A 13677-nucleotide genomic window follows, 5' to 3' on the forward strand; every position below is an offset into this window, starting at 1 on the left:
AGGTGTTGAGCATGATCAAAGCATTGCGTAACGGTCTTTTTATCTGCCTGGCGGCCATGTCCTTGCCGCTGCTGGCGGCTCCGGCGGCCCATGAAGTGGTGCAGCAAACAACGACCACGTTGTTGGCTGACCTTAAGGTTAACAAGGAGCAGTACCGCACCGACCCGGGCGCGTTTTATAACGCGCTAAACAGCATTCTCGGCCCTGTGGTGGATGTCGACGGGATTTCCCGCAGCGTGATGACCGTGCGCTATTCGCGCCAGGCCACGCCTGAGCAAATGCAACGCTTCCAGGAAAACTTCAAACGCAGCCTGATGCAGTTCTATGGCAATGCCCTGCTGGAATACAACAATCAAGACATCCGCGTGCTGCCGGTCAATGGCCAGCAAGACCCGCAGCGGACTTCGGTCAACATGGAGATCAAGGACGGCAATGGCACGGTCTACCCGCTGTCCTACACCATGGTTAGCCAGGACGGTACCTGGAAGATGCGCAACGTAATCATCAACGGTATTAACGTGGGCAAGTTGTTCCGCGACCAGTTTTCTCAGGCCATGCAGGACAACCGCAACGACCTGGACAAAGTTATCGATAATTGGACGGAGACCGTTGCCAAGGCCCGCCAGGGGACGAATGCCTCGTGAGTCAGGCCGCTATCAGTGAGGCAGCGCAGGGTGTGTTCAACCTGAGTGGTGTGCTTGATTATCAAAGCGCACCGGCGCTGCGTGACCAAGGCGCTCGCTTGCTCAAGGCCAGCCCTGCGGCTGTCTGTGTGCTGGATTGTGCGGGGGTGGCGAAATCCAGCAGCGTTGGGTTGGCGCTGTTGCTGGCGTTTATGCGGGATGCCCGTGCCACCGGCAAGACGCTGCACGTGAGCAACCTGCCCCAAGACATGCGTGAGATTGCCAGCGTCTGTGGTTTGTTAGAAATTCTGCCCCTGCAAGCCTGAAGCTCGGCTTTGGCGCTTCGGTCGGCAGACAAGAATCCGGGGTTCGCAGGCGGGGGGCTTTTTTGTATCATGCCAGACCCGCGAGCGTCTGCTCCGCTGTCGTTAGTTCATGCATTGATCGAGGTTGCGCATGCAGGCCTTAGAAGTAAAGAGTCTCCTTGAGGCTAAATTGCCGGATACCCAAGTGGAAGTTGAAGGCGAAGGCTGCAACTTTCAGCTGAATTTGATCAGTGATGAGTTGGCTGCCCTTAGCCCGGTCAAGCGTCAGCAACAGATCTACGCCCATCTCAACGCCTGGATCGCTGATGGCAGCATCCACGCCGTGAGTATGAAATTTTTTAGCCGTGCCGATTGGGCTGCGCGCTCTTAACACCGAGAGAATCATGGACAAACTGATTATTACCGGCGGTGTGCGCCTTGATGGCGAGATCCGTATTTCCGGGGCGAAGAACTCTGCCCTGCCGATTCTCGCTGCAACCCTGCTCGGCGACGCGCCTGTCACCATCTGCAACCTGCCGCACCTGCACGACATCACCACCATGATCGAGCTGTTCGGTCGTATGGGCATTGAGCCGGTCATCGACGAAAAACTCAGTGTTGAAGTGGATGCGCGGGCGATCAAAACCCTGGTAGCGCCTTATGAGCTGGTGAAAACCATGCGCGCCTCGATCCTGGTACTCGGCCCAATGGTCGCGCGCTTCGGTTACGCCGAAGTGGCCCTGCCAGGCGGTTGCGCCATTGGTTCGCGTCCGGTTGACCTGCACATCCGTGGCCTCGAAGCTATGGGCGCGATCATTGATGTTGAGGCCGGCTACATCAAGGCCAAAGCCCCAGAAGGCGGCCTGCGCGGGGCGCACTTCTTCTTCGATACCGTCAGTGTAACCGGCACCGAAAACATCATGATGGCCGCCACTCTGGCCAAAGGCCGCAGTGTGCTGGAAAACGCCGCGCGTGAGCCGGAAGTGGTCGACCTGGCCAACTGCCTGATCGCCATGGGCGCGAAAATCAGCGGTGCCGGCACCGACACCATCACCATCGATGGCGTCGAACGCCTGCACGGCGCGCGTTACAACGTCATGCCTGACCGTATTGAAACCGGCACCTATCTGGTGGCTGCTGCTGTTACAGGCGGCCGGGTCAAGGTCAAGGACACCGATCCGACCACCCTGGAAGCGGTGCTGTCCAAGCTGCAGGAAGCTGGTGCCGAAGTCACCTGTGGCAACGACTGGATCGAGCTGAACATGCACGGCAAGCGGCCAAAAGCCGTCAACCTGCGCACTGCTCCGTATCCGGCATTCCCCACCGATATGCAGGCGCAGTTTATTGCCCTCAATGCGATTGCCGAGGGCACCGGCACGGTGATCGAAACCGTGTTCGAAAACCGCTTTATGCACGTGCATGAAATGATCCGTATGGGCGCGCAGATTCAGGTTGAAGGCAACACTGCCATCGTTACCGGCGTTGAAAAACTCAAGGGTGCACCCGTCATGGCCACCGACCTACGCGCTTCCGCCAGCCTGGTGATCTCGGCGCTGGTGGCTGAAGGTGACACGCTGATCGATCGTATTTACCACATCGACCGTGGCTATGAATGCATCGAAGAAAAACTGCAGATGCTGGGGGCGAAGATTCGCCGCGTGCCGGGCTAAGACCATGCTGACGATTGCTCTTTCCAAAGGCCGGATTCTCGATGACACCTTGCCGCTGCTGGCTGCGGCGGGCATTGTGCCGACCGAAAATCCGGATAAAAGTCGCAAGCTGATTATCCCGACCACGCTTGATGATGTGCGGTTGTTGATCGTGCGTGCCACCGACGTGCCGACCTATGTCGAGCACGGCGCCGCGGACCTGGGTGTAGCCGGTAAAGATGTGCTGATGGAATACGGTGGCCAGGGCTTGTATGAGCCGCTGGACCTGCGTATTGCCCGCTGCAAGCTGATGACTGCCGGTGCGGTCGGTGCGCCCGAGCCCAAAGGCCGGCTGCGCGTAGCCACCAAGTTCGTCAACGTGGCCAAGCGCTATTACGCCGAACAGGGTCGCCAGGTCGACATCATCAAGCTGTATGGTTCCATGGAGCTGGCACCGCTGGTGGGGCTGGCCGACAAGATTATTGATGTGGTCGACACCGGCAACACCCTGCGCGCCAATGGCCTGGAAGCTCAGGAATTGATTGCCCACATCAGCTCGCGGCTGGTGGTTAACAAAGCCTCGATGAAAATGCAGCACGCGCGCATTCAGGCGTTGATCGACACCCTGCGCGCAGCGGTTGAAGCGCGACACCCTCGCTAACCCCAGCCATGCGGCAATTCGCCGCGTGACCGCCAAGGACGGCGGAAATGCCGGAATCGCAGGAGCATGTTCCCGGCCCTATCCGCGTTATAGCCAAAATTCTCAGGTGCCCGCGCGGAGCGGTTGGTACTCTACGGGCGCTTGAGCATTTGCCAATTTAAGAGGCCCGCTATGACCGCTCCTATCGCTATCCGCCGACTCAATGCCGCTGACCAGGACTTTGCCCAGCATCTGGATCATCTGCTGAGCTGGGAAAGTGTCTCGGACGATGCGGTCAACCAGCGTGTGCTGGAGATCATCAAAGCCGTGCGCGAGCGTGGCGATGCGGCGCTGGTTGAGTTCACCAAGCAGTTTGACGGCCTGGATGTCGCTTCGATGGCGGATCTGATTCTGCCGCGCGAGCGCCTGGAGCTGGCCCTGACGCGTATCACCCCGGAGCAGCGCAGTGCGTTGGAGAAAGCCGCTGAACGCGTGCGCAGTTACCACGAGCGGCAGAAACAGGACTCCTGGACCTACACCGAAGCCGATGGCACGGTGCTGGGGCAGAAGGTCACGCCGCTGGATCGCGCGGGTTTGTATGTGCCGGGTGGCAAAGCCTCGTATCCATCCTCGGTGTTGATGAACGCCATCCCAGCCAAGGTTGCCGGTGTGCCGGAAGTGGTGATGGTGGTGCCAACCCCTCGTGGCGAGATCAACGAACTGGTGCTGGCCGCTGCCTGTATTGCCGGGGTTGACCGCGTATTCACCATCGGCGGCGCCCAGGCCGTGGCCGCGTTGGCCTATGGCACCGAAAGCGTGCCGCCGGTGGACAAAATCGTTGGTCCGGGCAACATCTATGTCGCCACCGCCAAGCGCCACGTGTTCGGCAAAGTCGGTATCGACATGATCGCCGGGCCGTCGGAAATTCTCGTGGTGTGTGACGGCCAGACCGACCCAGATTGGATCGCCATGGACCTGTTCTCTCAGGCCGAGCACGACGAGGACGCGCAGTCGATTCTGGTCAGCCCGGATGCCGCCTTCCTTGATCGCGTGGCCGAAAGCATCGCCAAACTGCTGCCGACCTTGGAGCGCGAGACGATTGCACGCACCTCCCTGGAAGGTCGCGGTGCATTGATTCAGGTAGCCGATATGGCCCAGGCGATTGAAGTGGCCAACCGTATTGCACCGGAGCATTTGGAATTGTCGGTGGCAAACCCCGATGAGTACCTGCCGCTGATCCGTCATGCGGGCGCGATTTTTATGGGCCGTTACACCGCCGAGGCGCTCGGCGACTACTGCGCAGGCCCTAACCACGTTCTGCCGACCTCCGGCACCGCGCGCTATTCCTCGCCGCTGGGGGTGTATGACTTCCAGAAACGTTCGTCGATCATCCATTGTTCGGCTGAAGGGGCGTCGGAATTGGGCAAGGTCGCCAGCGTGCTGGCCCGTGGCGAGTCGCTGACCGCTCACGCCCGCAGCGCCGAGTACCGCATCAAGCCCTGATGGCTGTTTGTAGGGTGGACAACGCTTTGCGTGTCCACCGCCTTGTCCGGTGAAAAACGCGTCGCGGATTTCACCCTACACAAACCGAAGAATTCGAGGAGAGAAGGGCAGATGAGCAAATTCTGGAGCCCCTTCGTCAAAGACCTGGTGCCCTATGTACCGGGTGAGCAGCCGAAACTGGCCAAGCTGGTCAAACTCAACACCAACGAGAACCCCTACGGCCCTTCGCCTAAGGCGATTGCTGCCATGCAGGCCGAGGTCAATGACAACCTGCGCCTGTACCCTGACCCCAATAGCGACCGCTTAAAGCAAGCAGTCGCCGATTATTACGGCGTGCAGACAGCTCAGGTGTTTGTCGGCAACGGTTCTGATGAGGTGCTGGCGCACGCCTTCCACGGCCTGTTCCAGCAAAGCCAACCGTTGTTATTCCCCGATATCAGCTACAGCTTTTATCCGGTTTACTGCGGGCTGTATGGCATCGACTTTGTACAGGTGCCGTTGGATGAGCAGTTCCAGATTCGTGTTGAGGATTATGCGCGGCCCAATGGCGGCATCATCTTCCCCAACCCCAATGCGCCAACGGGCTGCGCGCTGGCGCTGGATGCTATCGAGCGTTTGCTCAAGGCCAACCCGGATAGCGTTGTGCTGGTCGATGAGGCTTATATCGATTTCGGCGGCGAGACGGCGATCAGTCTGGTGGACAAGTACCCGAACCTGCTGGTCAGCCAGACCCTGTCCAAGTCGCGCTCGCTGGCGGGGCTGCGGGTCGGTATCGCAGTCGGCCATCCGGACTTGATCGAGGCGCTGGAGCGCATCAAAAACAGCTTCAACTCCTACCCGTTGGACCGCATGGCGATTGCCGGTGCGGCGGCGGCGTTCGAGGATAAGGCCTACTTCGAGCAAACCTGCCAGCGCGTGATCGACAGCCGCGACGCCGTGGTGGCTGGGCTGGAGACCTTAGGCTTTGAGGTGTTGCCGTCGGCTGCGAACTTCGTCTTCGCTCGCCATCCCGGTAAAGATGCTGCGACGCTAGCGGCCGGTTTGCGTGAGCAGGGCGTGATCGTGCGGCATTTCACCCAGCAGCGGATTGCGCAATTCTTGCGTATTACCATCGGCACGCCGGAGCAGAACCAGGCGCTGTTGGATGCGCTGCAAGGGCTGTAAACCGATTGTTTAAAAAAGCCGGAGCGGGTTAACGCTCCGGCTTTTTTATGCTCGCTTGGCGGTCATTGTCTCAGCGCTTGGTTTTGGCGGTTCAGTCGGCCGCGCACGACCAATCAATCGCGCGGGTTATTTTCACTGACGGGCGGTCTAACGCCGATTTCTGCAGTCAGCTGTAACGGTTTACCGTTGCGCAGGATGTCGATGCTGAGCTTGCCGCCTGGTTTCGCGCGGGCCACTTGGTTCATCGAGCTGCGGCCGTCGCCCGCAGCCTCACCGTCGATGCTGAGAATCAGGTCGCCCGGTAGCAGGCCAGCCTTTTGCGCCGGGCCGTCGCGGTAGATGCCCGCGACGACGATGCCGGGACGACCGTCCAGGCCGAAGGATTCCGCCAGCTCTGGAGTCAGCGGTTGCACCTCGATACCCAGCCAGCCGCGAATCACCTGGCCGTGCTCAATGATTGCCTGCATCACATCCATCGCCAGCTTTACCGGGATGGCAAAGCCGATGCCTTGCGATCCGCCTGATTTGGAGAAAATCGCGGTATTGATGCCGACCAGGTTGCCATAGGCATCCACCAGTGCACCGCCGGAGTTACCGGGGTTGATCGCCGCGTCAGTCTGGATGAAATCCTCGTAGGTGTTGAGGCCCAGCTGGTTACGCCCGGTGGCGCTGATGATGCCCATGGTCACGGTCTGGCCAACGCCGAATGGGTTGCCGATGGCCAGGCTAACGTCGCCAATGCGGATATTGTCCGAACGCCCGAGGGTGATGAAGGGCAGGTCCGGCAGGTCAATCTTCAATACGGCAAGGTCGGTTTCCGGGTCGCTGCCAATCAACCGCGCCAGAGTTTCGCGGCCGTCTTTCAGGGCCACGACGATCTGATCGGCATCAGCGACCACGTGGTTGTTGGTCAGCAGATAACCTTCCGGGCTCATGATCACCGCCGAACCGAGGCTCGACTCCATGCGCCGTTGCTTGGGCAGATTGTCACCGAAGAACTTGCGAAACTGTGGGTCCTCAAACAATGGGTGGCTAGGCTTATTGACGAATTTAGTGCTGTATAGGTTGGCCACGGCCGGGGAAGCGGTATTCACCGCCTCGGCATAGGACACCGGGCCTTCCTGAATACGGCTATAAAATGGCGCTTGGCGCACATGCACGTTCTGCCCTGGTAAGCCGACCCATTGTGGGAAATATTGCATGATCAGCAGTGCTGACAGCACGCCGACCAGCAGGGGCCAGCCGAGGAAACGCAAGGCCTTGAACATTGGAGCAATCCTGAGGGTTGCAGGGCGGCAAGTGCGGCCCGTAAGGTGCGCCATTATAGAGAAGCGGCTGACAATAAAGCAGCGGCGCGTACTGTTTGATTAAGGAAGCACGATGGCCATTGCCCTGGCGACGCTGGTGGAAGAAACCGACCGTTTTTTGAATGCGGCGCGCATTAGTGATTACTGCCCCAATGGCCTGCAAGTTGAGGGGCGGCCGCAGGTGCAGCGGATCGTCAGCGGGGTGACGGCCAGCCAGGCATTGATCGATGCGGCCGTTGAGGCCGAAGCCGATGTGCTGCTGGTGCACCACGGCTACTTCTGGAAGGGCGAAAGCCCCTGCATCACCGGGATGAAGCGCCGTCGCCTGCAGACCCTGCTAGCCAATGACATCAGTCTACTGGCCTATCACCTGCCACTGGATGTGCACCCCGAGGTTGGCAATAATGTGCAGCTGGCCGCGCAGCTGGGCATCACAGTCGAAGGTCTGCTGGAGCCGGAAAACCCGCGCACCGTTGGCTTAATCGGCTCACTGACTGAGCCCACGAGCGCGCAGCATTTCGCCCGCCATGTGCAGCAGGTGCTGGGTCGTGAGCCGCTTGTGATTGACAGCGGAGAGATGATTCGCCGAGTCGGTTGGTGCACCGGCGGCGGTCAGGGGTATATCGATCAGGCGATTGCCGCTGGGGTTGATCTGTACCTGACGGGCGAGGCTTCTGAGCAGACCTTCCACAGCGCCCGCGAAAACGGTATCAGCTTTATCGCCGCCGGCCATCACGCCACCGAGCGTTATGGCGTGCAGGCGTTAGGTGATTACCTGGCGCGGCGCTTTGCCATCGAACACATGTTTATCGACTGCCCCAATCCCATCTAAGCCGTATTTGCGGCCGTTCCTGCAGGTATAAAGCTAGATCGTTTCGATCTAACCAGTCTCCTGATTAGACGAAGGTGCTGTGCTAGAGTGCGTCCTCGTCCACGGCCCGCCGGCCTCAACACATCGCATTTCGTGAGTAGCCATGCTCGATAAACTGACCCACCTGAAACAGCTGGAGGCGGAAAGTATCCACATCATTCGTGAAGTGGCCGCCGAATTCGACAACCCGGTAATGCTCTATTCCATCGGTAAAGACTCCGCCGTGATGCTGCACCTCGCGCGCAAGGCGTTCTTTCCGGGCAAGCTGCCGTTCCCGGTGATGCACGTCGATACGCGCTGGAAGTTTCAGGAAATGTACAGCTTCCGCGAGAAGATGGTCAACGAGTACGGTCTGGACCTGATCACTCACACCAACCCCGATGGTGTGGCGCAGGACATGAATCCCTTCACCTACGGCAGTGCCAAGCACACCGACGTGATGAAGACCGAGGGCCTCAAGCAGGCGCTCGACAAGTACGGTTTCGACGCCGCCTTCGGTGGCGCGCGCCGCGATGAAGAGAAATCCCGCGCCAAAGAGCGCGTGTACTCGTTCCGCGACAGCAAGCATCGCTGGGACCCGAAGAACCAGCGTCCCGAGCTGTGGAATGTGTACAACGGCAACGTCAAGAAGGGCGAGTCGATCCGTGTATTTCCGCTGTCCAACTGGACCGAACTGGACATCTGGCAGTACATCTATCTGGAAAGTATCCCGATTGTGCCGCTGTATTTCGCCGAAGAGCGCGAAGTGATCGAGATGAACGGTGCGCTGATCATGATCGACGACGAACGCATCCTCGAACACCTCACCCCTGAGCAAAAAGCCAGCATTCATAAAAAGATGGTGCGCTTCCGTACTCTGGGTTGCTACCCGCTGACTGGCGCGGTGGAATCCACAGCCAGCACCTTGCCGGAAATTATTCAGGAAATGCTGTTGGCCAAAACCTCTGAGCGCCAAGGCCGAGTCATCGACCATGACTCCTCCGGCTCGATGGAAGAGAAAAAACGTCAGGGGTACTTTTAATATGTCGCACCAATCCGAATTGATCAGCGAGGACATCCTCGCCTATCTGGCCCAGCACGAGCGCAAAGAGCTGCTGCGCTTTCTGACCTGCGGCAACGTTGATGACGGCAAAAGCACTCTGATTGGCCGCCTGTTGCATGATTCCAAGATGATCTACGAAGACCATCTGGATGCCATCACCAAAGATTCGAAAAAAGTCGGCACCACCGGTGAAGATATCGATTTGGCGTTGCTGGTCGATGGCCTGCAGGCCGAGCGCGAGCAAGGCATCACCATCGATGTGGCGTACCGCTATTTCAGCACCACCAAGCGCAAGTTCATTATTGCCGACACCCCCGGCCATGAGCAGTACACCCGCAACATGGCCACTGGTGCGTCCAACTGCGACCTGGCGATTATTCTGATTGACGCGCGTTATGGTGTGCAGACTCAGACCAAGCGGCACAGCTTTATTGCCAGTCTGCTGGGTATCAAGCACATCGTCGTGGCCATCAACAAGATGGACCTTAAGGGTTTCGATCAAGGCGTATTCGAGCAGATCAAGGCCGATTACCTGAAGTTCGCCGAAGGTATTGCGCTCAAGCCAAGCTCGCTGCACTTTGTGCCGATGTCGGCGCTCAAGGGCGACAACGTGGTCAACAAGAGCGAGCAGTCGCCTTGGTACACCGGCCAGTCGCTGATGGAAATTCTCGAGACCGTGGAAGTGGCGGGTGATCGCAATTTCACCGACCTGCGTTTCCCGGTGCAGTACGTCAATCGTCCGAACCTGAACTTCCGTGGTTTCGCCGGCACCCTGGCCAGCGGCATCGTGCGCAAGGGTGACGAAGTTATCGCTCTGCCATCGGGCAAGGGCAGCAAGGTCAAATCCATCGTCACCTTCGAGGGTGAGCTGGAACAGGCAGGCCCAGGCCAGGCGATTACCATCACCCTGGAAGACGAAATCGACGTCTCCCGTGGCGACATGCTGGTGCACGGCGACAACCGTCCGCAGGTGGTCGATAGCTTCGACGCCATGCTGGTATGGATGGCGGAAGAGCCGATGCTGCCGGGCAAGAAATACGACATCAAACGCGCCACCAGCTATGTGCCGGGCTCGATTGCCAGCATCACTCACCGGATTGATGTGAATACCCTGGAAGAGGGCGCCGCGAGCAGCCTGCAGCTCAACGAAATCGGCCAGGTGCGCATCGCCTTGGATGCACCGATCGCGCTGGATGGCTATACACATAACCGCACCACCGGCTCGTTTATCGTCATTGACCGCCTGACCAATGGCACCGTCGGCGCCGGCATGATCATCGCCGAACCGCTTGGCGCGCAGGGCTCGGGCGGTCATCACGGCAAGCTGGCGCACGTATCCACTGAAGAGCGTGCTGCACGCTTTGGCCAGCAGCCGGCTACCGTGCTGTTCAGCGGCTTGTCCGGCGCTGGCAAAAGTACCCTGGCTTATGCCGTGGAGCGCAAGCTGTTCGACTCCGGTCGTGCGGTCTACGTGCTGGATGGCCAGAACCTGCGTCACGACCTGAACAAGGGGCTGCCACAGGACCGTGCTGGGCGTACCGAAAACTGGCGTCGTGCGGCTCACGTTGCGCGTCAGTTCAACGAAGCCGGCTTGCTGACCCTAGCTGCCTTCGTTGCCCCGGATGCTGAAGGCCGCGAACAGGCCAAGGCGTTGATCGGTGCCGAACGCCTGATCACCGTGTACGTGCAGGCTTCACCGCAGGTCTGCGCCGAGCGTGATCCGCAAGGCTTGTATGCGGCCGGTGGCGACAATATCCCGGGTGAGTCCTTCCCTTACGACATCCCGCTGAATGCCGATCTGGTGATCGATACGCAGTCGGTGTCGGTGGAAGAGGGCGTCAAACAGGTGTTGGCGCTGCTGCGCGAGCGTGGCGCGATCTAAGAGCGCCGCTCAATAAAAAGCCCCGCCTAGTGCGGGGCTTTTTATTGGCTGCTTGGTCGCCGAAGCGACCGAATCAGCGGCTATTACTTATTCTTCAAACCGTAGCTTTCATCGAGCATGCCCGGCACATTGGCGCTTTTGGGCGCGTAGTCCTTGGGCATTTCGTTGTTTCTCGGTGGCGTCAGGCGTTCGCGTTTTTCGCTGGCATCGTCGGCGTGCAGGGTGGCCAGCAGGCGTTGCCGGGTCAGCTCGTCGAGGGCCAGGCGGTTGGCGCCGTCGGACAGGTGTTCCTGTACATCCTGATAGCTCTGGGTAAGTTTTTTCACCATGCTGGCGGTGGTGTTGAAGTGGCTAACCACCTCACTCTGATAAGCGTCAAAGCGTTCCTGCATGTCGTCCAGCTGGCGCTGGGTACGGCTGGGCGCTGCGTTGGGTGCCAGGCGGGCAATCAGGAAGCCAATGGCAATGCCGGCTACCAGGGTAATGGCGGGTAGCAACCAGGCGGTAAGCGTCTGTTCCACGAGTCCTTCCTCTCTAAACGGCTTTGCTTTACGTTAACGGCTCGAACCTGCGCTGTATAGCCGAGATGTGTGCGGCGCAGGCTGTCAGCTAGACGAGTCGACCCACTGCGAGGTCACGGAGTTCCCTGTTGCTCACCCGCGAAACCCCCTTAATGATTGCCGGCCCTAGCGGCCAACTCGAAGCCTTGTGGCTGAACACCCCTGATGCCCGTGGCGTGGCGCTGATCTGCCATCCCAATCCCATCCAGGGCGGCACCATGCTCAACAAGGTAGTCTCTACCTTACAGCGCACGGCCCGTGACAGTGGCCTGGCCACGTTGCGTTTTAATTACCGCGGTGTGGGTGCCAGCGCCGGCAGCCACGATATGGCCAGTGGCGAGGTGGACGATGCTGAAGCCGTGGCCAACTGGTTGCGAGCGCAGCACCCCGAATTACCGCTGAGCTTGCTCGGTTTTTCCTTTGGCGGCTTTGTCGCTGCAGCCCTCGGCGCGCGCCTGGAAACCAAAGGCGTGACGCTCGACAAGTTGTTTATGGTGGCGCCGGCGGTGCAGCGCCTGAGCGAAGAAAATCCCCCAGCCAGCACCTGTCCGCTCGTTCTGATCCAGCCCGAAGACGACGAAGTGATCGACCCGCAAGCGGTTTACCAGTGGTCGGCGGCGCTCGGGCGTGCCCATGAGCTGCTGAAAGTGGCAGAATGCGGCCACTTTTTTCACGGCAAGCTAACAGACCTCAAAGATCTGTTACTGCCGCGTCTTTGAATCGATTGCAGCCTTATAAGCGAACGTTATGACCACTCGTATCCTTACCGGCATCACCACCACCGGCACGCCGCACCTCGGCAACTACGCAGGCGCGATTCGCCCGGCCATCGTTGCTAGCCGCGCTGCTGATGCAGATTCGTTCTACTTCCTGGCCGACTACCACGCGCTGATCAAGTGCGACGAGCCGGCGCGTATTCAGCGTTCGCGTCTGGAAATTGCGGCCACCTGGCTGGCCTTGGGGCTGGATGTGGACAAGGCGACCTTTTACCGCCAGTCGGATATCCCCGAGATTCCTGAGTTGTGCTGGTTGCTCACCTGCGTCGCCGGCAAGGGTCTGCTTAACCGCGCTCATGCCTACAAGGCCTCGGTGGACAAGAACGTTGAGCTGGGTGAAGACCCTGACGCCGGCATCACCATGGGCCTGTTCAGCTACCCGGTGCTGATGGCCGCGGACATTCTGATGTTCAACGCGCACAAGGTGCCGGTCGGCCGTGATCAGATCCAGCACGTGGAAATGGCCCGTGATATCGGCCAGCGCTTCAACCATCTGTTTGGCCAAGGTAAAGAGCTGTTTACCCTACCCGAGGCAGTGATCGAGGAAGACGTGGCAACCCTGCCCGGCCTCGACGGCCGTAAGATGAGCAAGAGCTACGACAACACCATCCCGTTGTTCGGCAGCGCCAAGCAGCTCAAGGATGCCGTCGCGCGGATTGTCACCGACTCCAAGCTGCCTGGCGAGGCGAAAGATCCGGATAATTCGCACCTGTTTACCCTCTACCAAGCGTTTGCTGCGCCGACTCAGCAGGCGGATTTCCGAACCGCGCTGGAGGATGGGCTGGGCTGGGGCGAAGCCAAACAGGCGCTGGTTAACCTGCTGGAAACCGAGCTGGGCGAGGCGCGCGAGCGTTATAACGCCCTGATCAGCAAGCCGGCAGACCTGGAAGATATCCTGCTGGCCGGCGCCACCAAGGCGCGCAAAACCGCCACGCCGTTTCTCGGTGAGCTGCGTGAGGCCGTGGGCCTGCGCTCCTTCCGCAGCCAGGTCGTCAATACGGCGGGTGAGAAGAAGAAATCCGGCAAGAGCGCGCGGTTTGTCAGCTTCCGTGACGACGACGGCAGCTTCCGCTTCCGTCTGCTGGATGCCGCCGGCGAGCAGCTGTTGCTGTCCAAATCCTTTGCCGATGGCAAGGCGGCGGGTATGGCCAACAAGCGTCTGCAATCCGGTGAAGCGCTAGATGTCCGCGAGCAGGAGGGTGGTTTTGGCGTCTGGCTGGACGATGAATGCGTGGCGCAAAGCCCGGCATTCGTCGATAGCGACGCGCGTGAGGCCGCTATCACGCGCTTGCGCGAGGCATTGGCACCTCAGGAGTAACGCGCTGATAGATGGCTGGGCGGCACCCCCACAAGCG

At 59.6% G+C, this 13677-nt stretch carries 14 protein-coding genes; 12 read left to right on the top strand and 2 right to left on the bottom strand.

Features of this window, described 5'->3' with window-relative positions; genetic code table 11:
* The first annotated feature begins 11 nt into the window (after positions 1-11).
* From AC0J6G_RS01115 to hisC, 7 genes are all read left to right on the top strand, one after another.
* The gene (locus AC0J6G_RS01115; RefSeq protein WP_475250576.1) at positions 12-644 is read left to right on the top strand and encodes an MlaC/ttg2D family ABC transporter substrate-binding protein; all 633 of its coding nucleotides are present in this window, start codon (positions 12-14) and stop codon (positions 642-644) included.
* A complete protein-coding gene (locus AC0J6G_RS01120; protein ID WP_475250577.1) occupies positions 641-949 on the top strand; it encodes an STAS domain-containing protein in 309 nt (102 codons plus the stop codon). Before AC0J6G_RS01115 ends, AC0J6G_RS01120 begins: the two co-directional genes overlap by 4 nt.
* A gap of 130 nt (positions 950-1079) precedes the next feature.
* Entirely contained in the window at positions 1080-1319 is a 240-nt protein-coding gene (locus AC0J6G_RS01125; protein ID WP_090255487.1) for a BolA family protein, read from the top strand.
* A 13-nt stretch (positions 1320-1332) separates the two neighbouring features.
* Positions 1333-2598, top strand: coding sequence for a UDP-N-acetylglucosamine 1-carboxyvinyltransferase (gene murA, locus AC0J6G_RS01130; protein ID WP_475250578.1), 1266 nt, complete (start codon positions 1333-1335; stop codon positions 2596-2598).
* 4 nt (positions 2599-2602) lie between these two features.
* Positions 2603-3238 (top strand): ATP phosphoribosyltransferase, encoded by a 636-nt coding sequence (gene hisG, locus AC0J6G_RS01135; RefSeq protein WP_475250579.1) that lies wholly within the window; start codon positions 2603-2605, stop codon positions 3236-3238.
* A 171-nt stretch (positions 3239-3409) separates the two neighbouring features.
* Positions 3410-4720 (top strand): histidinol dehydrogenase, encoded by a 1311-nt coding sequence (hisD, locus tag AC0J6G_RS01140; RefSeq protein WP_475250580.1) that lies wholly within the window; start codon positions 3410-3412, stop codon positions 4718-4720.
* A 111-nt stretch (positions 4721-4831) separates the two neighbouring features.
* Positions 4832-5884 carry a histidinol-phosphate transaminase gene (gene hisC / locus AC0J6G_RS01145; RefSeq protein ID WP_475250581.1) on the top strand — a complete coding sequence of 351 codons (1053 nt, stop codon included), beginning with the start codon at positions 4832-4834 and terminating at the stop codon, positions 5882-5884.
* A gap of 113 nt (positions 5885-5997) precedes the next feature.
* On the opposite strand, the gene algW is transcribed toward hisC, so the two are convergent.
* The gene (gene algW / locus AC0J6G_RS01150; RefSeq protein ID WP_475250582.1) at positions 5998-7152 is read right to left on the bottom strand and encodes a Do family serine endopeptidase AlgW; all 1155 of its coding nucleotides are present in this window, start codon (positions 7150-7152) and stop codon (positions 5998-6000) included.
* Positions 7153-7264: 112 nt separating this feature from the next.
* Here algW and AC0J6G_RS01155 point away from each other — a divergent pair, with 112 nt between their 5' ends.
* From AC0J6G_RS01155 to cysN, 3 genes are all read left to right on the top strand, one after another.
* On the top strand, positions 7265-8023 hold the full coding sequence (locus AC0J6G_RS01155) for a Nif3-like dinuclear metal center hexameric protein (RefSeq protein WP_475250583.1): 759 nt from the start codon (positions 7265-7267) through the stop codon (positions 8021-8023).
* Positions 8024-8165: 142 nt separating this feature from the next.
* Positions 8166-9083, top strand: coding sequence for a sulfate adenylyltransferase subunit CysD (gene cysD, locus AC0J6G_RS01160; RefSeq protein ID WP_475250584.1), 918 nt, complete (start codon positions 8166-8168; stop codon positions 9081-9083).
* A gap of 1 nt (position 9084) precedes the next feature.
* Positions 9085-10986 (top strand): sulfate adenylyltransferase subunit CysN, encoded by a 1902-nt coding sequence (gene cysN, locus AC0J6G_RS01165; protein ID WP_475250585.1) that lies wholly within the window; start codon positions 9085-9087, stop codon positions 10984-10986.
* Positions 10987-11069: 83 nt separating this feature from the next.
* On the opposite strand, the gene AC0J6G_RS01170 is transcribed toward cysN, so the two are convergent.
* On the bottom strand, positions 11070-11507 hold the full coding sequence (locus AC0J6G_RS01170) for a Z-ring associated ZapG family protein (protein WP_475250586.1): 438 nt from the start codon (positions 11505-11507) through the stop codon (positions 11070-11072).
* 152 nt (positions 11508-11659) lie between these two features.
* On the opposite strand from AC0J6G_RS01170, the gene AC0J6G_RS01175 reads away from it, so the two are divergent.
* Both AC0J6G_RS01175 and AC0J6G_RS01180 read left to right on the top strand, forming a co-directional pair.
* Entirely contained in the window at positions 11660-12265 is a 606-nt protein-coding gene (locus tag AC0J6G_RS01175) for an alpha/beta hydrolase (protein ID WP_475253552.1), read from the top strand.
* 28 nt (positions 12266-12293) lie between these two features.
* Positions 12294-13640, top strand: a complete 1347-nt coding sequence (locus AC0J6G_RS01180; protein ID WP_475250587.1) for a tryptophan--tRNA ligase — start codon at positions 12294-12296, stop codon at positions 13638-13640.
* The last annotated feature ends 37 nt before the right edge of the window (positions 13641-13677 follow it).

The organism is Pseudomonas sp. TS_SC_3, assembly GCF_056156225.1.